The organism is Parasphingorhabdus pacifica (assembly GCF_054779195.1).
The window spans coordinates 410,043-432,801 of record NZ_BAAGYS010000006.1 but is presented as its reverse complement, the minus strand read 5'-3'; the positions used below and the strand labels follow the sequence as shown (position 1 = coordinate 432,801).

The 22,759-nt window shown below is 69.6% G+C and carries 17 protein-coding genes; 7 read left to right on the top strand and 10 right to left on the bottom strand.

The window, feature by feature from the left end:
• Positions 1–61: 61 nt before the first annotated feature.
• Together ACYVAN_RS08110 and ACYVAN_RS08105 are read right to left on the bottom strand one after the other, a co-directional pair.
• On the bottom strand, positions 62–3,016 hold the full coding sequence (locus tag ACYVAN_RS08110) for an AAA family ATPase (RefSeq protein WP_460957317.1): 2,955 nt from the start codon (positions 3,014–3,016) through the stop codon (positions 62–64).
• Complete coding sequence (locus tag ACYVAN_RS08105; RefSeq protein ID WP_460957315.1) at positions 3,013–4,200, bottom strand: exonuclease SbcCD subunit D; 1,188 nt, start codon at positions 4,198–4,200, stop codon at positions 3,013–3,015. Before ACYVAN_RS08105 ends, ACYVAN_RS08110 begins: the two co-directional genes overlap by 4 nt.
• A gap of 313 nt (positions 4,201–4,513) precedes the next feature.
• On the opposite strand from ACYVAN_RS08105, the gene ACYVAN_RS08100 reads away from it, so the two are divergent.
• Positions 4,514–5,476, top strand: a complete 963-nt coding sequence (locus ACYVAN_RS08100) for a DNA recombination protein RmuC (protein ID WP_460957313.1) — start codon at positions 4,514–4,516, stop codon at positions 5,474–5,476.
• A 14-nt stretch (positions 5,477–5,490) separates the two neighbouring features.
• On the opposite strand, the gene ACYVAN_RS08095 is transcribed toward ACYVAN_RS08100, so the two are convergent.
• From ACYVAN_RS08095 to ACYVAN_RS08085, 3 genes are all read right to left on the bottom strand, one after another.
• Positions 5,491–6,459 carry an alpha/beta hydrolase fold domain-containing protein gene (locus tag ACYVAN_RS08095; protein WP_460957311.1) on the bottom strand — a complete coding sequence of 323 codons (969 nt, stop codon included), beginning with the start codon at positions 6,457–6,459 and terminating at the stop codon, positions 5,491–5,493.
• Between the two features lie 86 nt (positions 6,460–6,545).
• Positions 6,546–8,042, bottom strand: a complete 1,497-nt coding sequence (locus ACYVAN_RS08090) for an FGGY-family carbohydrate kinase (protein ID WP_460957309.1) — start codon at positions 8,040–8,042, stop codon at positions 6,546–6,548.
• A gap of 99 nt (positions 8,043–8,141) precedes the next feature.
• A complete protein-coding gene (locus ACYVAN_RS08085; RefSeq protein ID WP_460957307.1) occupies positions 8,142–9,557 on the bottom strand; it encodes an L-fucose/L-arabinose isomerase family protein in 1,416 nt (471 codons plus the stop codon).
• A gap of 299 nt (positions 9,558–9,856) precedes the next feature.
• Here ACYVAN_RS08085 and ACYVAN_RS08080 point away from each other — a divergent pair, with 299 nt between their 5' ends.
• Positions 9,857–10,849: a LacI family DNA-binding transcriptional regulator gene (locus ACYVAN_RS08080; RefSeq protein WP_460957305.1), complete on the top strand. Its 993-nt coding sequence runs from the start codon at positions 9,857–9,859 to the stop codon at positions 10,847–10,849.
• 89 nt (positions 10,850–10,938) lie between these two features.
• Here the strand turns inward: ACYVAN_RS08080 and ACYVAN_RS08075 are convergent, their stop codons facing one another.
• The 4 genes from ACYVAN_RS08075 to ACYVAN_RS08060 form a co-directional block, all read right to left on the bottom strand.
• A complete protein-coding gene (locus ACYVAN_RS08075; protein WP_460957303.1) occupies positions 10,939–13,449 on the bottom strand; it encodes a glycoside hydrolase family 172 protein in 2,511 nt (836 codons plus the stop codon).
• 350 nt (positions 13,450–13,799) lie between these two features.
• Positions 13,800–14,804, bottom strand: a complete 1,005-nt coding sequence (locus ACYVAN_RS08070) for a substrate-binding domain-containing protein (RefSeq protein ID WP_460957301.1) — start codon at positions 14,802–14,804, stop codon at positions 13,800–13,802.
• Positions 14,805–14,825: 21 nt separating this feature from the next.
• A complete protein-coding gene (locus tag ACYVAN_RS08065; RefSeq protein WP_460957299.1) occupies positions 14,826–15,923 on the bottom strand; it encodes an ABC transporter permease in 1,098 nt (365 codons plus the stop codon).
• The gene (locus ACYVAN_RS08060) at positions 15,920–17,482 is read right to left on the bottom strand and encodes a sugar ABC transporter ATP-binding protein (protein WP_460957297.1); all 1,563 of its coding nucleotides are present in this window, start codon (positions 17,480–17,482) and stop codon (positions 15,920–15,922) included. Before ACYVAN_RS08060 ends, ACYVAN_RS08065 begins: the two co-directional genes overlap by 4 nt.
• A gap of 244 nt (positions 17,483–17,726) precedes the next feature.
• On the opposite strand from ACYVAN_RS08060, the gene ACYVAN_RS08055 reads away from it, so the two are divergent.
• Positions 17,727–18,689 (top strand): DUF6542 domain-containing protein, encoded by a 963-nt coding sequence (locus ACYVAN_RS08055; protein ID WP_460957295.1) that lies wholly within the window; start codon positions 17,727–17,729, stop codon positions 18,687–18,689.
• Between the two features lie 122 nt (positions 18,690–18,811).
• On the opposite strand, the gene ACYVAN_RS08050 is transcribed toward ACYVAN_RS08055, so the two are convergent.
• Positions 18,812–19,861 (bottom strand): 4-hydroxy-3-methylbut-2-enyl diphosphate reductase, encoded by a 1,050-nt coding sequence (locus tag ACYVAN_RS08050; protein ID WP_460957293.1) that lies wholly within the window; start codon positions 19,859–19,861, stop codon positions 18,812–18,814.
• A gap of 150 nt (positions 19,862–20,011) precedes the next feature.
• Between ACYVAN_RS08050 and ACYVAN_RS08045 the strand changes: the two genes are divergently transcribed.
• Genes ACYVAN_RS08045 through ACYVAN_RS08030 form a run of 4 tightly spaced genes read left to right on the top strand, consistent with a single transcriptional unit; the run spans position 20,012 to position 22,704 of the window.
• Complete coding sequence (locus ACYVAN_RS08045; protein ID WP_460957291.1) at positions 20,012–20,539, top strand: lipid droplet-associated protein; 528 nt, start codon at positions 20,012–20,014, stop codon at positions 20,537–20,539.
• Positions 20,536–21,996 carry an exodeoxyribonuclease VII large subunit gene (gene xseA, locus ACYVAN_RS08040; RefSeq protein ID WP_460957289.1) on the top strand — a complete coding sequence of 487 codons (1,461 nt, stop codon included), beginning with the start codon at positions 20,536–20,538 and terminating at the stop codon, positions 21,994–21,996. Before ACYVAN_RS08045 ends, xseA begins: the two co-directional genes overlap by 4 nt.
• A 16-nt stretch (positions 21,997–22,012) precedes the next feature.
• Positions 22,013–22,408 carry a hypothetical protein gene (locus ACYVAN_RS08035; protein WP_460957287.1) on the top strand — a complete coding sequence of 132 codons (396 nt, stop codon included), beginning with the start codon at positions 22,013–22,015 and terminating at the stop codon, positions 22,406–22,408.
• Positions 22,405–22,704 carry an exodeoxyribonuclease VII small subunit gene (locus ACYVAN_RS08030; RefSeq protein WP_460957285.1) on the top strand — a complete coding sequence of 100 codons (300 nt, stop codon included), beginning with the start codon at positions 22,405–22,407 and terminating at the stop codon, positions 22,702–22,704. Before ACYVAN_RS08035 ends, ACYVAN_RS08030 begins: the two co-directional genes overlap by 4 nt.
• Positions 22,705–22,759 lie beyond the last annotated feature (55 nt).

Here is a 22,759-nt window from a genome sequence, read left to right as displayed (position 1 = left end):
CCCAGCACCCGAATTACTTCCGGAACACTCCGCAGGTGCGCTTCCGGAACGCGCCGCCGGGTCAGGTCTCGATTCGCAGGGTCGAACCTTCGCGGGACTTCCGGATCCGCAGCCGCACACCGATGCGCTGCCGCATCTCCTCCACGTGCGAGACCAGGCCGATGACGCGGCCGCCCGCCCGAAGTTCGTCCAGCGTGTCCATCACCAGGTCGAGGCTGTCGGCGTCGAGCGTCCCGAAACCCTCGTCGATGAACAGCGTGTCCAGGAGCGTTCCCCCCGTCTCCGCGGCGACCACGTCCGCCAGGCCCAGCGCCAGCGAAAGGGAGGCCAGGAACGACTCGCCGCCGGACAGCGTCTTGGCCGGGCGCACCTGGCCGGAGTAGTCGTCGAGCACGTCCAAGCCCAGACCACCCCGGGTATTGCGGGCACCGGCGGCGTCCGAATGCACGAACGAGTAGCGGCCCTCGCTCATCCGCTGCAGGCGGCTGCTCGCGGTGACCGCGACCTCCTCCAGTCGCGCCGCCAACACGTAGGCCCGCAGCGACATCTTCCGCGCGTTCTGCCCGCGCCCGTTGACCACGTCGGTCAACGCGTCCAGCTCGGCATACCCGGCAGCGACCGGAGCGAGCCGGCCCCACAGGTCGCGGAGCTGCTCGGCCAGCCGAACCACCTCACCGTGCCGCTGTTCGGTCTGCGATGCCTTCGACGCGGCCCGCTCGGCGGCCTCCCGGGCGGTCGTGGCCGCCTCCGTGACGCCCTCCAGCCGGACATCGGCGCCCGGATCGACCTCCGCCAGTTCCGGAGCGGCCAACACCGCCCGCGCGGCCGCGTACCGGCGTTCCACATTGGCCAACAGTTCGGTGAGCTCGTTCGTGCGGGCCTCCTCCCGCTCGGCGGCCAACGCCTCCTCGACACCGCCGAAACCCGCCTCGGTGGCCGCCTGCGCCAGCGCCGCCCGCTGTTCCTCCAGCCTGCGTTCCGCGTCGTGCAGCGCGGTTCGGGCTGCCACCAGCCGGTCGACCCGCGCGGTCAGGTCGAGCAGGTGTTCCCGCCGTTCGGCGATGCCCGCGTGCTCGCCGCGCGCCTCGTCCAACCGGACGCGCCGGTCCTCCACGGTCGCTTCGAGCGTGGTGAGTTCGGTCCGTGAGGAGGCGATCCGGTTCTGGATACCGCTGCGTTGCTGGGCCAACTCGTCGGCGGAGGCTTCCAGCTCGGCGAGCTGCTCGACGAGCCGCTGGGCCTCGTCGGCCCTCTCCCGCAGCGCGTCCCGCTCAGCCGTGACCTCGGTGAGCTGGGCGGTGAGGGCGACTTCGGTGTGCTCGCCGAGCCGCTCCCGCAGCCGCTCGCAAGCCTGCCGGGTCTCGCTCGCCACCGCGGTGGCGCTGTCCCGCTCGGCGTGGGCGGCCTGCTCCTCCTGCTGGGCTCTGTCCTCGTCGTCGGCGCTCACCTGATCGTCCACCGGGCGGGGCGGGTCCGGATGTTCCACCGAACCGCACACCGCGCACGGGGCACCGTCCCGCAGGTTCCCCGCCAACTCGGCGGCCATGCCCGCAAGCCGCCGCGCACGCAGCTCCTGCAGCCGGTCGCGGGCACGCTGGTGCGCGTCGACCGCCGCCCGCGAGCGTTCCGACGCCGCACCGGCCTTCCGCTCCGCTTCCGGCAGCTCGCGGGCAGCGCCGAGCAGCTCCGTCAGTTCCTCGACGCGCCGGGCGACGGATTCGAGGCGCGTGCCCGCTTGCCGCGCCGAGTCGAGCCGCTCGCGGGTCGTGGTGATCCGGTCCGGCAGCGCCGCCTGCTGCTCGGACAGGTCGGCATCGCGCTTCTCCTCCTCCGCGATCAGTTCGCGGAGTTCGACGATCCGGGTCCGGTCCGATTCCTGCTGCCGCGCTTCCGGAACGAGCTGAGCGAGCGCACCGGCGTGCTCCCGGTACCGACCGGCGAGCGCGCGCAGCCCGTTGTCGGTCTCGTCGATGTCGACCTCCGGGCATTCCTCTCCGGCGGCGTGAACCTCGTTCCGAGCCCGTTCCAGTGCCGCGGCGGCGCGCTCCCGTTCCCGGCGGACGGTCAGCACGGGCACGGCCCGACGCGCGGCGTCCTCCTCGGCGCGCCACGCCGCGTGCTGCTCGCGCCCGCCGTCGAGCTCGGCCAGCTCGGCGTTCGCCTGCCGGACCCGGCGCACCTTCTCGGCCAACTGCCTGCGTTCGGCCAGCGCCGCGTCGGCGGCCTCCCGCTCCCGGCCCAGCCGGGTCTGCTCGAACTGGGCGTCCTCCAGTTCGCGGGTGAGCCGCTTCTCCAGCTGCTCCAGCCAGGACTGCTGGTCCTCGCCCTCCGAGGGCTCCACCCCGGCGACCCCGGTGATCCTGGCCAGCAGTTCGCGGGACCGGCGAGTCCGCTCCTCCAGCTCCCGCCCCCGCTGCCTGCGACGTTCGCTGAACCACCGCTCGACGGCGGCGAACCGCTCCGTGCCGAACAAGCGCTCCAGCAGTTCCTCGCGATCCTTGGTGTCCGCGCGCAGGAACCGGGCGAACTCGCCCTGCGGCAGCATCACCACCTGGAAGAACTGTTCGACATCCATGCCGAGCAGGCGCTGCACTGTCCGGGCCACGTCGTCGATCCGGGTGATCCCCTCGGCGGGTTCCCCGTCCGGAGGTGCACCCAGCCAGGTCAACGACGCCTTCGCCTGCTGGGTGGTGACGCCGCTTCCGCGCTTCTTGGGGCGTTCGTACTCGGGACTGCGGGTGATCCGCAGCCGGTGGCCCTGCACGGTCAGCTCCAGCACCACGGATGTGCCCACATCGGGGTCGGCCGAGTCGCACCGCAGCCGCTTGGCTTCGTTCCGCGCACCGGGAACCCTGCCGTAGAGCGCGAACGCGACCGCGTCCAACAGCGTGGTCTTGCCCGCTCCGGTGTCCCCGTGCAGCAGGAACAGCCCGTCTGAACCGAGCACGTCGAAATCGACCGTCTCACGTCCCCGGTAGGGGCCGAACGCGGTCACCTCAAGGTGGTGCAGCCTCACAGCCGCACCTCCCCCGCGTTGACCGAGTGCAACGCCTCCCGCAGCAACTCCCGCTCCGAATCCGTCGGGTCGGCGCCCCGGCAGTCGCCGAGGAACCCTTCGGCGAGGGTCTGATCGTCGCGTCCGCGCACCGCCTCTGCGTAGCGCAACGGCGCGGTCGCGCGGCCACTCGCCGGTTTCCACTCCAGGTGCACTGCGTGCGGGAACCGTTCCTGCAACCGGCGCATCGCCTCCAACGGGCGAACTTCGTCGGTGAGCGTCGCCGAGAGATAGTGGTCTTCCAGCTCGGTGTACTCGGGCTCGGCCAGTAGATCCGCCAGCGTGCCGGTCACCGTGCCGAGTCTCCGCGGAACCGGTAGTTCGCGGCGTTCCACGCCCGCGAGACCACCCGCGTCGAGTTCGAGCAGCCAAACCGATTTGGTCTGCGCGGCCTCGGAGAACGAGTAGGCCAGCGGACTGCCCGAGTAGCGCAGGTGCTCGTCGAGGCGTTGCGGGCCGTGCAGGTGGCCGAGCGCCACGTAATCGACCCCGCCGAACACCGCGCCCGGAACCTGTTCCACACCACCCACCGCGATGGTGCGCTCCGAATCGGTCGCGTCCCCTCCGGTGACGAAGGCGTGCGCGAGAACCACCGAGCGGGTTTGCGCCGCGCGCCCGGAGAGTTCGCCGCGCACCCGGTTCATCGCCTCGGTGAGCACCGCGGCGTGCCCGCGCGCCTCGACCTCGGCGCTGGAACCGGGTGCGTGTTCGTGGGTGGCGGCCAGCGCGTGCCGGGCGGGATCGGGTTCCAGGTACGGAATGCCGTAGAAGGCGACTGGCCCGTGTTCGTCGTCGACCACCACGGGTTCGTGCAGTCGTGAAACCCGGGTGCGCAGGTGCAGGCCGCCGGCGGCGGCGAACTCTCCGAACGCGCCGACCCGCGCGGCGGAGTCGTGGTTCCCCGGTGTCACCACCAGTTCGGCACCGGCGTCGCGGAGGCGCCCCAGCACGCGCACGCAGGTTTCCACGGCTTCCCCGGACGGCACTGCCCGGTCGTACAGGTCGCCGGAGACCACGACGACGTCGACCCGTTCGTCGGCCACCAGGTCGGCGAGCCCGGACAACACCGCTTCCTGATCTTTGAGCAGGTCGCGGCCGTGGAAGGTCCGGCCCACGTGCCAGTCGGAGGTATGCAGCACCCGCATGCGCCAAAGCTATCGACGTCGGGGGCCGACGATCGCGACCCCCCAAGGCACTTCGGCGTGTCGGCACCTGTCCGTCACCCGCTCGGCGCAATGCGTCACCGCTCGGGCACCGCACCCAAGCGTCGGAGTGCCGAAGTCGGAGTGCCGAAGTCGGAGTGCCGGGGTCATCGGAGTGTCGGGGTCATCGCGAATACTCGGTGGCACGCGGAACGCGCACGAGAAACTGGAACGCGGCGCAGGGAGATCGCATCGTCGCAGCCTCCGGCGAACCGGCGAAGCCTCCGGCGAACGCCCCCGAACACGAGGAGAGCACTTGAATTCAGGACTTCTGACCGGCTTCGTGATCGTGCTGACGGTGCTGTTCGCGGCGGCCCTGCTGCTGATCCGGCGCCTCTACGACGACAACGCGCGACGCGCCGACGAGGCGATGCGGATGGTCGAGGCCGAACGCGCGCGGACCGTCGAACAGCAGGCCGCGCTGCGCCGCTACGAGGTCGCCTTCGCGTCCATCACCGGTCGAGGAGAACTCGGCGAACAGGTGCTGGTGGAGACCGCGCGGTCGTTGGGCCTGCGCGAAGGCGTCCACTTCGTCCTGCAGACCGACCTCGCGGGCGGTGGGGCGGCGCGCCCCGACCTGGTGCTCAACGTCGGCGGCGGCCGCCAGGTGCCGGTCGATGCCAAGGCCAGCCTCGCGGTGTGGGCGGAGGCGATGGACACCGACGATCCCGAAGAGCGACGGGACGCGCTGCGGGTGCACGTGCGCAACATCCGGTCCCGCGCGAACGAACTCTCGGGCAAGGGCTACCAGCGCTGGGCGGACGCGATCTACGGATCGATCATGTTCGTGCCGTCCGACGCCGCCGTCATCGCCGCACTGGACACCGACCCGCAACTGCTGTCGTGGCTGCTCGACAAGCGAGTTTTCCTGTGCGGACCGACCGGATTCGCGGTGCTGTCCTCGGCCGCGATGTTCGCGGCGACCGAACGCACCATCGCCGAGGACATCGAGCAGGTGCGCTCGCAGGCGGTTCGGGCCCAGCGCGCCGCGTCCGGTGCGGTGGACGCGGTGAACCTCTCCAGCACGCATCTGCAGCGGTTCGTCTCCGCCCGCCGCCGCGAGCTGGACGCACTCGAATCCTTCCGCAGCGCGGTCGTTCCGCTGGCCGAGTCCTCGGGCGCGACCAGCGGGCTCTCCACGGTGCGCCAGGACGAGGACACCCTGCTCAGCGGGGCCGCCGCGGAAACCAACGGATCGAGTGGGCCGGAAACCGACTGAAACCGGCGAGGCGGTCAGCTCCGCAGGTGCTCGTCGAGGAAATCCACCGCGGTCTCCACGATCGCCGGGGTGCGTGGTCCGGGTGCGAAGCCGTGCCCGACGCCCTCGTAGGGATGGACCTCCACCGGGAGGTCCAACTCTCGCATCGCCTCCGCGAAGTCGAGACTCTGCTCCAGCGGCACGATCGAATCGTCGACGCCGTGCTGGATCAGGAACGGCGGCTCGTCTCCGGACAGGTTCCGGACCGGGCTGGCCGCGTCGGCGATCCCCGGGCAGTCGACCGGTTCGCATCCGAGGAACTTGGTCACCACGCGCCGCGCGTAGTCGTCCAGCTCGGGGTGTTCGACTTCGGCCTCGGCGCTCATGTCGGTGGGACCGAACCAGTTGACCACGGCACGGATGCCCTCGAGTCCGCCACCGGGATCGGACGGTTCGCCGGTTTTCGCACCGAGTTGGGAAACCAGCAGGCCGCCGGCCGAACTCCCCCACAGGGCCACCCGGTTCGGGTCGAGGTGCCAGTCGGCGGCGCGCTCGGTCAGCCACCGGACCCCTGCCGCGACGTCCTCCACCTGCGCGGGCGACTGGGCGATCCCGCTCAACCGGTAGTCCACTGTGGCCACGGCGTAGCCGCTGCGCACCAATTCCGCGGCGGTTCGGGACTCGGTGGCACCCGCCTCGGCTGACGCCCCACCGAGATAGCGGAAACCGGCGTCCCAGCCACCACCGTGGACGTACACCACCAGCGGGCTGCGCTGCGGACTCGGCTCGGGCAGGAACAGATCCAGCCGCTGCGGACCGGTGTCACGCTCCGCGAACACCAGGTCACGGTGCACCTCGTGGGCGCCCAGGTCCCGAACGGCAGCGATCTCGTCCGCGGACTTCGCCTGCGGTTTCGGGTTGGGAGCGGCCTGCTGGGCGCAGCCCACGACCGGTAACAGCGCCCCGACGAACAAAGCGGCCAAGAAACGTCGCGCCCGCACCATGCACCCTTCCCCGACCCGCAGCTGGACGCCTGACGATAGCAAGATCGTCCGAATCGTCGGGTGACTATGGCGTTTCTCCCGCTTCGTCAGGGCCCGTCCGCCGTGCGTTGTTCGGCCGCGAGGAAGTGCGCGGTCCGCACCGTCGACTCGTAGAGCTCCCGGTAGTGCTGGTAAAAGGCGTCGTACCGCTCGGTGTTGGCCGGTTCCGGGTGGACCGTGGTCGCCACCGGATTCCACTCGTCGGGCCGCACGGCGGCACCCGTGCCGATCCCGGCCAGCAACGCGTCACCGAACGCCGCACCCACCGTCTCGGCCGGGATCTGCTGATCCCGGCCGGTGATGTCGGAGACGATCCGCGTCCACAGGCCACCCCGCGTGCCACCGCCGACACCGACCAACCGCTCGGCGAGCGCACCCGCGTCGCCCATGGCTTCGAGGTTGTGGCGCACCCCGTAGCCGATGCCTTCGAGCGCGGCCCGGTACAGCTCGGCGCGACCGTGGTCGGTGGTCAACCCCGCGATGATGCCCCGCGCGTCCGGATCGAAGATCGGGGTCCGCTCCCCCGCGAAGTACGGCAGCAGCAACAACCCGCGGCTGCCCGCGGGTACCCGCCCGGCCTGTTCGACCAGCGTCGCGAACTCGCCGTCGACGAGCTTGCGGAACCAGTCGGTGACCGCTCCCGAGGTCGCCATGCCGGCCGCGAGCGTGTAGGTGTCCGGGAACGCGCCGGACGTGCCCCACAGGTTCGGATGCGGCCGGGGGTCGGTCAGCACCTGGACGAAGAACATCGTGCTGCCGTACATCAGCATCACGTCGCCCGGTTCGCGGACGCCGACACTGGTCGCCTCCGCCCACGCGTCGATCGTCCCCGCCGTGACCGGCAGCCCCTCCGGCAAGCCCGTCTCGGCCGCCGCCCGCGCACCGACCTTTCCGACGACCTCCGTCGGCCAGCTCAGCTCGGGCAACGGCACCCCGGGAGCCACCCGCTCGGCCCACTCCCGCGACCAGTCGCGGGCCGCCAGATCGTACAGCGGGTCGCACTGGCTGGCGGAGTGCTGATCGAGCACGTACCGCCCGGTCAACCGGTGCACCAGGTAAGAACTGCACATCAGCAGCATCTCGGTGCGCTCGAACACGTCCGGCTCGTGCTTGGCCAGCCAACGGATCTTGGGACCGACCGCCTGACTGCTCAGCGCCGAACCGCCGCGGCGGAGGATCTCGTCGGCGCCGAACTCCCGGGTCAACTCGTCGATCTCCGCGGTCGCCCTGGTGTCCACGCCGTAGAGGATCGCCGGGCGCAGCGGGTTGCCCCCGCCGTCGGCGGGTAGCAGCACCGGGCCGATGCCGCTCACCCCGAGACCGGCCAGCGTCCGCCCCTCGGCTTCGGGCAGCAGTTCACCGACGAGCGCGCGGAAGTCCGCCCACCACACCGATTCGGCGTCGTGCTCGACCCAGCCCGGGTGCGGGTGGGAGGTCTCGTGCGGACGGCTCGCCCGGGCGATGATCCGGCCGTCGGCGGTCACCAGCACGCCCTTGGAACTGGCGGTGCCGATGTCGATCCCGAGCAGCACCTGGTCGGCCATCGTTTCCTCCCGGCTTTGGGTCGGTGCGCGGTTTCGCGCTGATTCGCGCCGGACTCTCCTGCCCGCGGCCGAAGCCGGGGGTTCGTCCACCTTCGACGGTCAGGTTCGGGACCACTCGTCCACGCGGACACCGAGCTGGTCCGCGGCCGCGCGCAGCCCCGCCCGGTGATCCCCCGGGATCGCGTGGATGTGGTTCGCGCCGAACCGGGACAGGAACACGTCGCCAGGGGTGTCGAGTCGGGCGAACGCGTGCGGCCACTCCGGTGTGGACTGGTCGACGAGCGACTTGTTGGTCGCCGCGTCGTAGCTCTCGAACTCGCCGAGCATCAATTGCAGCCGGTACCGGCCGTCCTCGCGGGTGAGGCGACCGAGGGTCATCTCACCGGGCGCGGCGATGTGCTGGACCGAGGCACCGCCCGCGGGGAAGAAGAACACCTCGGGGTAGAAGTTCACCCGGGCGAGGTTCTCGGCCGGGTCGTCGCTGCGGGCGGCGAACCAGGTGGCGTGCTGGCCGGAGTTGCACAGGTCCCAGATGTCCCGGTCCGCGTGGTAGTGCCGCACGTCGGCGAACAGCACCGGAGTTCCGGACAGCCGGTGCATCAGCTGCATCGTCAGCGCACCGTCCATGTCCGCCTCGGTCGCGCAGATGTGCGGCTGCTTGGGCCCGTCCCAGTCGTAGGGGTCGTTGAGGAACGCCTCGGTGACGTCCATCGTCGCGAAGTTCTCGGTCAGTTCGGGTTGCGCCTTGATCCCGGAGAAGTCGAGGTTGCGCTCCCGGATGATGTCCCGGATCGCCAGGTAGGAACGCAGCTGCCGTTCCAACAGTTCCGGGGTGAGCTTGTCGCCGTCGTAGTGCACGCCGGCGGCGTGGCGCTCGATCCATTCCCGTGCTCGCTTCGCTTCGGCCGGGTCGGCCTTCTCCGCCCGCACCACGAGCTCGTACTGGTCGATCTCCTCGACGTCGATGCCGAACTGACGCTGCCACTGGTCGGTGTTGGCGACCGCGGTGTTCATCCCCATCGGTCTGCCACCGAACCGCCCGAACGTGGAGCCGCGCAGCGAGGACACCGCCGCGGCCGCCGTCGCCCGCACGCCGATCTCGTTCACGAGCCCGGCGTCGTCCGGGGCGCCCCACGCGCGGGTGTGGGTCCGGCCGATCTGGTCCAGGGCGCCACCGGCGGCAAGCATGCCGACCAGGCCCGGTTCGGTGGGGTCGGTACTGGCCACGAGGACCAGTGGACCGCGGACCGCATCAGCAGCGAGCATGGTGAAGTGCGGAAACGCCCAAACCGCGTAGTAGAGGACCGTGACGTCCACGTCGGCGGCGGCGACCTTGCGCGCCACCGAACCGGCCAGAACGTTGCTGGAGACGAGATCGTCGCCGACCACGACCTCGTGGCCGGCCGCTTCGAGCGATCGCACGAGCGCCGTCTGCTTGGTCCGGATGAATTCGGCATTCCGCGCGTGCACGTGGTCACGACCGTCGGAAATGCTCACCACACCGATGCGGGCCACAGGTCCTCCCAAGTGTTCCGGCAGGCGACGTCGACTGCCGAGAGCCGGCGGGCAACCGGGGCCCGGGTGCTCCGGTTGGCGCACATGAAGGGGAAAGGTATTCACAAACGCGAGCGGGAAGGGCTGAGCAATCGTTTTCCCGGAAGTTATTCTGGAGCCGCGTTGGCTGTCAAGGACATCGACGGCGGGAGCACGCGGCCGGCGCACTCCGGAAGCGGATCGGGTGGTGCGGGGTCGGCCCGGCATCACGAGGGGCACCGCCGCTTCCCCCGCAGCCCCAGTGGACACGAGGAGGCGTCGTGGCGACGATCAGTGACGTGGCGGCCCGAGCCGGGGTGTCGACCGCGACGGTGTCGCGTGCGCTCAACGGCAAGAGCACCGTCGACCCCGACCTGACCACGCGGGTGCTGGCCGCCGCGAACGAGCTCGGTTACCGCCCGAACGGGCCGGCCCGGAACCTGCGCAAGCAGGAAACCGCCGTGCTCGCCCTCATCATCTCCGACGTGGAGAACCCGTTCTTCACCGCGATCGCGCGCGGAGTCGAAGACGTCGCGCACACCGCCGGGTACTCGGTCGTGCTGTGCAACTCCGACGACGACCCCGACAAGGAGGGCGAGTACATCGACGTCGCCCTCCAGGAGCGGGTCGCGGGCGTGCTGCTCTCCCCGACCGGCCGCGGGGACAGCGCCGACCTGCTGGACGCCCACGGCACCCCGTGCGTGGCTGTCGACCGACCGCTGCCCGGCGCGACCGGGGACACCGTGCTGGTCGAAAGCCGGCTCGCGGCCAGCGAAGCCACCGCCCACCTCGCCGCGAGCGGCTACGGGCGGATCGGTTGTCTCACCGGGCCAACCGGGGTCCCGACCGCCGACGATCGACTCGCCGGCTACCGCGACGGACTGCGCGAGGCGCACCTGCGCGGCTCGAACTCGCTCGTGCGGCGCTCGGAGTTCCGGGCAGTTGGGGCCAAGCAGGCCGCGAACTCGCTGTTCACCCAAGCCGACCCCCCGGACGGCCTGCTGGTGGCCAACAACGCGATGGCCGTCGGCGTACTCGAAACCCTGGGGGAACTCGCACTTCGACCCGGGCGCGACGTGGGTGTGGTCGCCTTCGACGACGCACCCTGGACAACGCTGCTCGACCCGCCGCTCACGGTGGTCAAGCAGCCCGCCTATGACATGGGCGCCGTCGCGGCACAACTCCTGTTCAGCCGGATCAACGGTGACCAGTCGGCCCCCACGACGACCACGCTGTCCGCACACCTCATCCCCCGCGGCAGCACCAAGCGGTGACGCCGCCCCGGCCGTAACCGGGACAACGCCACCGCGCCGGATGCCCGACGGTCCGATCGCCGCGGACCAGTCGCCGCGGACCGGTCGCCTCAGCCGTCGAACACCGTGTACTTGGAGGCCGACCACCCCGGCGCACCGTCGACCGGGAGCAATTCCACCCGCACCGAGGACTTACCGCTGGTCAGGTCGTTCGGTAGCGCGAAGCTGTCCTCCAACCAGCGGTGGGTGCGGTTGCCCAACGGCTGCAGCCACACGCCCGCCGGTCGCCCGTCCACCCGAACCTCCATCCGCTGGTAGGGCTCGGCCTGATCGCTGAGCCTGCGGAGCCGCACGCCCTCGCCGTCGCCCACGTCGACCCGGAAGCTCACCGGCCCCGTGGCCACCGTGGTTTCCCTGGTGAACGGCTCGGGATCGCGCCCGCCTTCGAACCTCGATTCCAGCTGGGTCACCGATTCGCCGTCGGCCCGGTATTCGTGATCGTCCCGATTCGCGTCATCCGCGAGATCGACCACGTCGACCTGTTCCTGGGACGCCGGACGGCCGCCGTACCAGTAGGCCGTCGAGCTGTAGTCGCCCGGCTCGTCGTTGTCCGGGCCGTGCTCGATCCCCGCGACGAGACCGTCGCGGAACGGGACCGCGTCCGGGACCTGCAGCCGATAGGCACCCGTGCAGTCGTAGCGGCACCCGTCGCCGTTGATCTCGTGCGCGGGGTTGCCCGCCACCGGCATCGAGAACGTCGTCCCGTCCCTGAAGTACCAGCCCGACTCGTAGTAGTCCTCGCTGCCCGTCCCGTGCCACGCGGGGCTCGAAGAACCGTTGACGTAGAAGCGCTCATCACCTTCGAGGTAGTTGCGCTGGTTGGCGGGAGCTTCCGTCAACGACAGCGGCTGCGCCTTCTGTTGCGTTCGGTTCGGCGGGATCAGACCGCGCATGGTGTGCGTGACCCCGTAGAAGGTGCCGCTCCCCTGCACGTCGAGGAAGTTCCAGTCCTCCCCGGGGACGGTCCGGCCGCGCTTGTGGGTGGCGTGGAAGTAACCGGTGTTCTCACCCGCTTCGGCCGGTGAATCGACGATTTCGGCCGTGCCGCCGCTGATGGGTACACCGCCGGTGTTGACCAGTTCCACAGTGGCCGATTCGTCGAACGGCATCGGCCACCACGAGGTGTACCAACCGTCGGCACCGGGATCGATCGAACTCATCATGTTGCGCACGTCGTGCTCTCCCAGCCCGGAGCCGAAGAACTCGCCGACCGGCGCGTCCACGGTGGTCTGGCCGTCGAAGCTGATCCGCAGTCGCGTGCTCTCCAGCACGTGTTCGGACGCGGCCACCTCCTCCGGTGGGAAGCTGTAACGCCCGACCAACTTGTCCCGGGCGAATACCTCGTTGTCGATCCGGTACCCGTGCGCGGACTCCTCACCGGGGTGGCCAGGCCCGAGATCGAGCACATCGGTGCGCACCCATTCACCGTCGACGAGGCTGTGCACGTCGTAGCGGAACTCGTTGACGTCCAACGACGAGGAGACGAAGTGGTTGGAGATCTCCACCGACTCCTTTCCGCCGGTCAACTCGGGCGTCACCTCGATCGACTGCACGCCCCACTCGCCGGGCGCCCGCTCACCGCTGCGCCATTGACCGGCGTGCACACCGTCGACCCGCATGTCCGCCACCTGGTGCGCGATCTGCGGGTCGAACCGGCGAACGACGCGGACGCCCTCGTTTCGCGGGTCCACGGCGGCCTGGAACCGGCTACCACCGCCCTCCCCGAACGCCCGGCCGTCGTCGACCACCCGTGGACTGGGCACCACCTGTGGCAACCGCACCCGGAGCTGGTCGATGCGGCCGGGACCGTCGAGCTCGGCCACCCGCGTCGAGGCGCCGGGCGGCAACTCGAATTCGTGCCGGGTCCGTTCCGCGTCCGGCCTGGTGCCCTTCGGATCGGCCACGCCGAACTTGCGCAACCGGGCGAGCACGTCCTCGGCCGGGTCCCCGGGATCGAACGTCCGGACACCCTCCGCATCCGCGAATTCGCGGTGGCTGACGTGGTAGAAGTACGGATTGTTCTCCACGGTGACGCGCATCGATTCCCGGTAGGGCATGGGAACCTTGATGACGGCCCCACCCGCGGAGTCGGCGGCGTTGCCCACCAGCGGCCATTCGAACGGCGCCCCGACCTTGCCATCCACGACGTCGACCAGCGGGGCGTCCAGGACGGTCCGCCCGTCGAGTTCGATCGTGATACGGCCGGTTCCGGTGACATCGCCCCACGGTTCCCGCGTGAACCAGATGGACGAGATCTCGCCCGCGCCTGCTCGCTCGGCGATGACGCAGCCCTGCCCGCTGGTTCGCAGGCACGAGTACGTTCCCTCGAAGCCGTCGTCGTTGGTGCCGTTGCGCGCGAAGCTGGAGAACTGCCCGCTGTTCTCCGATCCGCGCAGTTGGGTCAGCGCCTCCGGGTCGCGGTAGGTCTCCCAGCCGACGCTGCCCTTCGTCGCTCCGCTCTGGGCAGGTGGCTGCTGCCCGAACGCGCGCTCGGTCATGAAGCCGCCGTCGGCCAGCATCGCGGCCGCCGCCAACGAGGCGGCGCCGAAGTACGCGCCCATCTTTCGTGGAAATCGACGGTCAGCGGCGCTGGAAATTGGTTGTCGTGAGCCGTTCTCCATCGTGCTCGCCCTCCCCACACGGCTATCCGTCCGGATAGCGGTGTACGTGTTCGACGGTGGTGGTGCGCGAATCGAATTCATCGTCCTGACTGCACGTTGGGCCGAAGATCCATCGCCCGCATCGAACGAATAGTAGGAAGCGTTTCGCCTCGTTCCAAGCAAGCTGGAACGTGTCGGGAAGAAATCTCCGGGTTAATCACCCAATAAGATGGTTGCCGGGACTGTGTTCCGGCAACCACCATCCAGGTGCTATTCGATTATTTTTCACAAAAGGCGGGCACTGCGCGTGATCAGGCCGCGTTCAACCGGGCGTACACCTCGGTCGCGTTCTCCCGCGTGATCAGCTCCGTCGGCAGGGTCTGCGACTTCGGCACCCGCCGGCAATCGATCAGAAGCCTCTTCGCGGTCTCCACCGCTTCGGCACCACCCGTCGGGTACAGGTTCGTGGCCGCCAACCGACCCGCCTCAACAGCCTTGATGCCGCCCGACTCGATCGGCAGGCCATCGATTCCGACAAACTTCAGGTCCCGCTTCCCCGCTGCCTGGGCGGCCAGGAACGCTCCCTCGGCCATGGGATCGTTGTGCGCGTAGACAGCCTCGACATCGGGGGGCGACTTGAGCATCGCATCCATTTTCGCCTGTCCCACCGAACGTTCCCATTCACCGTCCTCGCTGGCGACTATCTCGATTCCACTGCCCTCGATCGCCTGCCGGAATCCCTTTGCTCGCTCCGCGGCGGGCGTGGAACCCGAAAGGCCCTTGATCTCGGCGATTTTCCCGCCCCGCGGAAGCAACGTGTTCTTGAAGTACTCGCCGGCCTGCCTTCCGATCGCGACGTTGTCCGCACCGATGTAGCTGGTGTAGGCCTCACCTTCGACCTTGCGATCCAGCACGATCACCGGGATTCCGGAGTTGTACGCGTCCTTGACGACTTCGGTCAGCGGCGCGGCCTCGTTCGGCGAGATCATCAACAGGTCCACCTGCTTGGTCACGAAACTTTCCACATCGCTGACCTGCTTCGAGTTGTCCTTCGCCGCGTCCTGGAACTCCACGTCGAATTGCGGAACCTCCTCGGCCGCCTTCCGGATGTCGGCATCCATCCGAACCCGGTACGGCTCGGCGAGGTTCGCCTGGCTCATCCCGATGGTGTACTCGCCGTCCGGTCCCGCGCAGTCCTGCGTCGGGTCCTGCGCCTGAACCTGACCGGTGTTCTCACTCGTCGTACCGCAACCCGCGGTGAATATCGCCGTCGTGACGCACGCGGCTGCCAGCAAGGACTTCGTTGTCTTGCGCATCGTGCTTCCTCCCGAGGTCGATCACGAGGGCCGCAACCGCTGCAACGCGGCGGCCGCGACGATCACCAGACCCTTGATCAGCAACTGGACGTCGGTGTCGACGCTGTTGAGGCTGAGGATGTTGTTGAGCACTCCGAGCAGCAGCGCGCCCGCGATGGTTCCGACGACGGAGCCCCGGCCACCAGCCAGGCTGGTACCGCCGACCACCACGGCGGCGATGCCGTCGAGTTCGTAGGCGATGCCGTCGTTCGGACTGCCCGTGTTGAGCTGTCCGGCATGGACGATTCCGGCGAGCGCCGCGCACAGTCCGGCCACCCCGAAGGCGATGATCTTGACTCGGTTGACCGGCACGCCGGAGAGCCGTGCCGCCTTCTCGTTTCCCCCGATCGCGTAGAGATGGCGGGAGAACGCGCTGCTGCGCAAGAACAGGATCGCCACGACCGCCACACCAGCGAAGATCAGCGCGGGAATCGGCACGACACCGCCGAACGTCCGCTCCCCCAGCAGCGAGAACAGCATCGGAGCCTGCTCCGGTCCGTCGCCGTAGCTGATCTGCACCGTCTCGCCGCCCGACCACATCCGCGCGAGCCCCCGCGCGATCTGCAACCCGGCGAGCGTGACGATGAACGCTTGGACACCGAGCAACGCCACCGCGGCACCCTGCAGGAGTCCGAACCCGAGCCCGGCGAGCAACACAACCACCACGGCCGGCAGCACACCGAAGTTGTTCTCGACCAGCAGCACCGCCGACCCGACCGCCGCCAGCCCGAGCACCGATCCGACTGACAGGTCGATCCCGCCGATGAGGATCACGAAGGTCAGCCCGATCCCGATGATGCCGATCTCGGAAACGGCCCTGGCGATGTTGAACAAGTTCTCACTGGTCAGAAAGAGGACCTGACCGTCCGAGCCGCGTGGTGAGAAGACCGCCGCGGCGATGAACACGGCCACCAGCCCGAAGAAGCTCTGGAACCGGAACAGCATCTCGGCAGGACCCGCCGTCCGCCGCGAGAGCACGCGAGGATCGGCGGTTCCCGAGCCACCGGCGTGACCGGGACCGTCCGCATCCCGGTCTTCACCCGCGCCGTCCACCGGCTTCTCGTCCGTCCGATCGCTCACGCCGTTCCTTCCCCGATGGCCGCACCGTGCGAGGTGACCTTCTCCCCCATCGCCGCGGTCAACAATTCGGCTTCACCGACCCGGGTGGCGTCGAATTCCGCCACGCTGCGTCCGGCCCGGAGGACCACGACGCGGTGGCAGACGCCGATCAGCTCCGGAAGTTCCGACGAGGCCAGCAGAATGCCGATGCCGCGCTCGGCGATCTCGGCGAGAAGCTGGTAGATCTCGGCTTTGGCACCGATGTCCACACCTCGGGTCGGATCGTCGAGCAGCAGCAGTCGCGGCTCGGTCAATAGCATCCGTCCGAATACGACCTTCTGCTGATTCCCGCCCGAAAGTGTCGCGACCGGCTCCAAAGGGCCCGCGAGCTTGACCTTGAGCCGTTGCACGCTCTCCTCGGTGGCCCGCAATTCGCTCCTGCGGCGAATCCAGCCGCCCGCTCCAAGCCGCCCCAGCACGGACAGCACCGTGTTGGCCAGAACGGAATGCTGCAGCACCAGACCGGAAGAAGCACGATCCTCCGGCACGAACCCGACCCCCTGCTTCAGTGCGGCACGCGGACCGCCCGGCCGGACGGGTTGACCGTCGAGCAGCGCGCTCCCCTCCCAGGAACCCGCGGCCCCTGCTCCGAACAGCGCTTCCAGCAGTTCCGTCCGGCCCGAGCCAAGCAGCCCGCACAATCCGACGATCTCCCCGCGCCGCACGGTCAGGTCGATGCCGTCCGGTTCGCGCCTGCCCACGCGTGGGCGGCGCGGACGGACGGCGAACCCGCTCAGCTCCAGCAATGCCTCGCCCGCCTCGCCCCGGCCCGCGGGAAAGAACTCCCGCACGCCGCCGCCGACCATGGCCTCGGCGGCCTGGTCGGCGGTCATCGTCCGGGCATCGAACTCGGCGACCCGGCGACCGTCCCGCAACACGGTGGCACGGTCGGCGATCCGCCCGATCTCGTCCATCCGGTGCGAGATGTAGACGATGCCCGTTCCCGCCCTGCGCAACTCGTCGATCACCGAGAACAACCGGAGCACCTCGGCGTTGGACAACGCGGAGGTGGGCTCGTCCATGATCAGAACGTTGGCGTTCAGCGACAGCGCCCTGGCAATCGTGACGAGCTGCTGCTCACCGACCCGGAGCTGACCGACGGGCCGGGTCGGATCCAGGTCGATCCCGGTCCGCCGCAACAGCTCGGTGGTCCGCGCCGCCATCGTCCGGCCGTCGAGCCCGCCCCACCGGTGCCGCAGCTCCCGCCCGAGGTAGAGGTTCTCGGCCACCGACAGCGCGGGCACGAGGTCGAGCTCCTGGTGGATCATCGCGATGCCGGCCTGCTGGGCGTCGGCGGGTTTGGCGAAGCTGACCGACCGCCCCGCCACGGCGACGGTTCCGTCGTGGTCGGTGACATCGCCGGAGAGCACCCGCATGAGCGTCGACTTGCCCGCGCCGTTCTCACCGAGCAGCGCGTGGACCTCGCCCGAGCGAACGCTCAGGTCCACCTGGTCGCACGCCAGTACTCCCCCGTAGCGCTTGGTGATGCCGACCATCTCGATCAGTGGTGCTGTTTCCATGGGCACCCCCGCCACGACAGCCCGGACGAACCGGGCGCGCCAGCCACGAGAAAACGATTGCCCGACGCTAGGAGGACTACGCCAGCTGTGTCAAGGCTCACACGCTCGGGGTGGGTCCGCGGAAATACCGCACATGGGACGGAAGCGCCTTCCCACCGCCCGGCCGGGCGAAGGTCGCGGCTGGTGCGCCCCCATTTGCGGAGAGGCCGCTCCGAAACAGAACCGGAGCGTTACGGTTGATGGCGTGACCGCCACTCGCGAGCGTCCGAACGCGTCCACCCCCGACACCGGTGTGCCCGCCTGGTCCGATCGCGCCGCCTTCGGCACGGTTCGCGGTGTGCCGCTGTGGTTCGCGATCCTGCTCCCGATCGTGACGACGAGCCTCGGGACCGGCCTGGACATCGTGCTCTGGTCCAAGCCCGGTCTGCTGTTCGAGGCGCTGTTCCTGCTCGGGTGCGTTTCGGCGGTCGGCTTGGCCCGACGGAAGAACGTGTTCGGCCCGATGGTGCAGCCACCGCTGATCGCCGCGATCGTGATGCCGGTGATCGTGCTGCTCAGCGGCGGCGGTTCGAAGCAGGGCGGCGTGACGGCCACGGCTCTCGCCATCGTCCAGCCGTTGATCAACAGCTTCCCGATCATGGCGATCGCCAGTGGCATCACACTCGGCTTCGGCCTCCTTCGACTGTTCGTGTTGCAGCGCGCGAAGAACCGGCAGGACGCTCCGGCCAACAGCGAGGCTCCCACGAAGAAGGTTCCCGCACAGCCGAAGAAGAACGGGGCGAAACCCGCCAAGCGCCCGGCTCCGCCTCGGGAACGCCCGGACGAGCAGGGCAAGCGGACCGAGCGCAGGGGGAACGAAGCGCCTCAGCCGGATTCGCGCCAGCGGAAACCCCGCAAGGACGATCCTCGGCGAGGGGACCCGCGCAAGGACGGTCCGCGCAAGGACGGTCCGCGCAAGGACGCCCCTCGGAAGGACGGCTCGCGGGGCGGGGAACCACGCCGGGAGGACCCGCGCGGCGGCCGCCCCGCGCCTGGCAGGCCGCGGCCCGAATCGGGTTCGCAGCCACCTCCGCGCGGCGAGGGACGGCCCGAACGACCGGCGGGCCGAGGACGACCTCAACGCCCGGCGCCCGGTCGCGGAAGGCCGCCGGAGGCGGAACCTCCCAAGCGTCCGCGGCGTCCCCGGCGCGGCGATTCGTTCGACTGAGTCCACCGAAGACCCGAGCACCGAAACCATCCGAGCGCCGAAACCATCAGGGGCATCCGCCACACGCTTCGTTCCCGGCGGAGTACCCCGCCGGGAACGAAGAACTTCCGGTCAGCGAATGCTCAGCGAACGCCCTTCGGGGTCTCCGAGTTCTCGCTGAGGTCCTTGCGCAGCTCTCGCGGCAACGCGAAGGAGATCTTCTCGTTGGCGGTGGTGACCTCTTCGACGTCGCCCCAACCGCGCTCGGAGAGGTAGTCCAGCACCTGGAAGACGAGCACGTCCGGCACCGACGCACCGCTGGTGACGCCGACCGTGTTGACGCCCTCCAACCAGGACTCCTCGATCTGGTCGGCGTAGTCGATCAAGTGGGAGTAGGTGGCACCCGCCTGCAGGGCGACCTCCACCAACCGCTTGGAGTTCGACGAGTTCTGCGAGCCGACGACCAGCACGAGGTCGCACTCGGCGGCCATCGCCTTGACCGCGATCTGGCGGTTGGACGTGGCGTAGCAGATGTCGTCGCTCGGCGGCGCCTGCAGGTCGGGGAAGCGATCCTGCAGCTGGTCGACGCGTTCCATCGTCTCGTCGACGCTCAGGGTGGTCTGCGACAGCCACACCACCTTGGACGGGTCGCGGATCTCGACCTTGTCGACGTCCTCGGCCTTGTCGACCAGCTGCACCCGGTCGGGGGCCTCGCCCGAGGTCCCTTCGACCTCCTCGTGCCCCTCGTGGCCGATCAGCAGGATGTCGTAGTCCTCCCGGGCGAACCGGTTGACTTCCTTGTGGACCTTCGTGACGAGCGGGCAGGTGGCGTCGATGGTGCGCAGGTTGCGCTGCGCCGCTTCCTCGTGCACTGCCGGAGCCACGCCGTGGGCGGAGAAGACGACCAAGGCACCTTCCGGCACCTCGTCGGTCTCCTCGACGAAGATCACGCCGCGTTCCTCCAGCGTATCCACCACGTGCCGGTTGTGCACGATCTCCTTGCGCACGTACACGGGTGGGCCGTAGGTTTCCAGAGCCTTCTCGACGGTGACCACGGCGCGGTCGACACCGGCGCAGTAACCGCGAGGTTTGGCCAACAGCACTCGCTTGGCACTGTCCGGGCGCCGGTCGGCGGTCTCCGCACCGGGGACTCCCTGGTCAGCGTTTTCGGTGGCCTGGGGCGAGGTCGTCATGCTTCCAAGGGTACGGACCGGCCCCGGCAAGGTCAGCCGCGCCATCCACCTCGCGGACGATCTTTCGGAACCGCCCGCACCATCGATGCCCGGCCGCCGCATCTCGGCACACCGATGGATTCCCGAGGCCGAGTGCGGCAAGGTGGAGACATGCGATCGTTCCCCTTGCCGGTCCGCCTCGCCGCCGGACTCGCGGCCACGGCGGTCGAGCAGACCCGCCAGTTGCCCGGCCAGCTTCTCGGGTTGCCCGTCACCGTGGCCAGCCAGGCACTGCAGGCGTCGATGCGGGTCCAGCAGCAGGTGACCGAGCTCGCCATCAAGGGCGATGAAGCGCTCAGCGTTCTGCACACACCGGCGGAACAACCCGAATGGGCGACCTTCGACGAGGACGATCCACCCCGCCCGTCGCCGTGGGACCGCGTGGACGGGGACACCGCCCGGAACGAGGGCACCGCCCACGAAGGCGACAGCACGAGCGATCCGCGGATTCTCGACGACGACCTGTCGATCCTGCCGGAGTACGACCACCTCTCCCTCCCCCAGCTGCGCGGCAAGCTGCGTGGCTTCTCCGAAGCCGAACTCACCCGGCTGCTCGAACACGAGCAGGCCCACGGGATGCGCCCGGAGTTCGTGCGGATGCTCTCGAAGCGGCTCGAACGGCTCCAAACCGAACAGTGACCCCCGGTCGGGTGTCACCCGGCCACGGCCGGTACCCGCCGACCCGACCGGGGCTGAGGCCGCCCGAGAGCCGAGCTGGGACTATCCGAGACCCGGGACTGGAGTATCCGAAGAGCCAGGGCTGGGACCGTCCAGGCTGGGACCGTCCAGGTTGGCACCAGTCAGGTTGGCACCATCCGAGAACAGCCCTCCACCGAACACGTCAGCAGGAGCGACCCCTGACCTCCCAGACCACCCCAGAAGATCCGTGGCCGGTCCGCACGGTCTCTCGCAAGATCGCCGACTGGATCCACCGGCTCGGCGACATCTGGGTCGAGGGCCAAGTCACCCAGATGTCGCTCCGTCCCGGCGCGTCCACCTCGTTCCTGACCCTGCGGGATCCCTCCGCCGACGTGTCCCTGACGCTGACGTGCTCCTCGGCGATGCTGCGCAAGATGGACCCGCCGCTCACCGAGGGCAGCCGCGTCGTCGTCCACGGGAAGCCGACGTTCTTCGTCGGCCGTGGCACGCTGAGCATCCGGGTCGACGAGATCCGATCGGTCGGCATCGGTGAGCTGCTGGCCCGCATCGAACGCCTGCGGCAGCTGCTCAAGGCGGAAGGACTGTTCGATCCGTCGCGGAAGCGGCCGCTACCGTTCCTGCCGAATCGGATCGGGCTGGTGACCGGACGGGCCTCCGCCGCCGAGCACGACGTGCTGACCAACGCCCAGCTGCGTTGGCCCGCCGTGCGGTTCGAAGTGCGCAACGTGGCCGTTCAGGGGTCGAGCGCGGTTCCGCAGGTCGTGGAGGCGCTCACCGAGCTCGACAAGAAGCCCGAAGTCGACGTGATCGTGCTGGCGCGGGGCGGCGGCAGCGTCGAGGACCTCCTCCCGTTCTCGGACGAGGCGCTGTGCCGGGCCGTGGCGACCTGCCGCACCCCGGTGGTCAGCGCGATCGGCCACGAACCCGACTCCCCGTTGCTCGACCACGTCGCCGACGTCCGTTGCTCGACCCCGACCGGGGCGGGCAAGCGCGTCGTTCCCGATGTCGCCGAGGAGACCCAGCGCGTCCACCAGCTGCGCGACCGGGCGCGGCGAGCGTTGCACGGTTGGGTGGATCGTGAGCGCCGCCTCTTCGACGCGTTGCGCACCAGGCCCGTGCTGGCGGATCCACTCGGTCCGCTCGACCGGCGTGCCGAGCAGGTCAGCGGCCTGCGGGAACGGGCGCGCCGGGCTGTGCTCGCGGTGATGGCCAGTGAGCAGCACGCCATCACCGCGACTCGATCTCGCTTGACGACCCTCGGTCCGGCGGCCACTCTGGCTCGTGGGTACGCGATCGTCCAACGTGTCGATTCCGAGGGCGTGGATGGGGTACTTCGATCCATCGACGAAGCCCCGCCGGGAACGAAACTGCGGGTACGGGTCGCCGACGGTGCGATCCAGGCCGTCGTCCCCGACGGAACGGACGGCGCAGGCTGACGAACGGAGGTGTGTGGTGCGTCCACCGCAGCAGCTCACATTCCTCCCGCTCACGGTGACCACGACACCGCCGTGCGCTTCGGAAGTGCGCCACCGAGCCGAAGCGGCGGACGCGACCGCCGCGGACTGCTGGACCGCGCTGCTGGGCGGATGCGATTCGCTCGAGCGCAGGTCGCTGCCCACCCGCTTGCGCGAACTCACCGAGGCCACCTCCGCCTACGTCGGCGACCGGTGGTGGTGCGGTCACGGCGCCTCCCACCGACGTAAAGTCGCGGAAGCGCAGTCGCGCATCACCGACGCGGTGCGCGAGGGCGACGGTGCCGAGTTCGCCGAGGCATTCGTCGGATACGACCAGGCGATCGCCACCGCGGTGGTGTCCGTACCGAACACGTTGGAGAGTCCCGCCTCGTGACCACCAGTGAACAGTCCACCCGTGAGCAGCCCGCCAGTGAGCAGAGCCAGGACGAGCACTTCGACCCGGTGGCCGCCCATCCCGAAGTGGCCGAACTCGACTACGAGCAGGCTCGGGACGAGCTGACCGAGGTTGTCCGGCAGCTGGAGGCCGGTGGGCTGTCGCTGGAGGAGTCGCTCGCGTTGTGGGAGCGCGGCGAGGCGTTGGCGACGGTCTGCGAGCGCCACCTCGCGGGTGCGCGGGAACGGGTGGAACGGGCGCTCGCCTCAGTGGAAGAGGCCCCCGAAGAGGAGTAACGAGTGGGCCCGGATACGCGCAGACCGGTACGAGCGGGCGGCCGGACACCGCCGG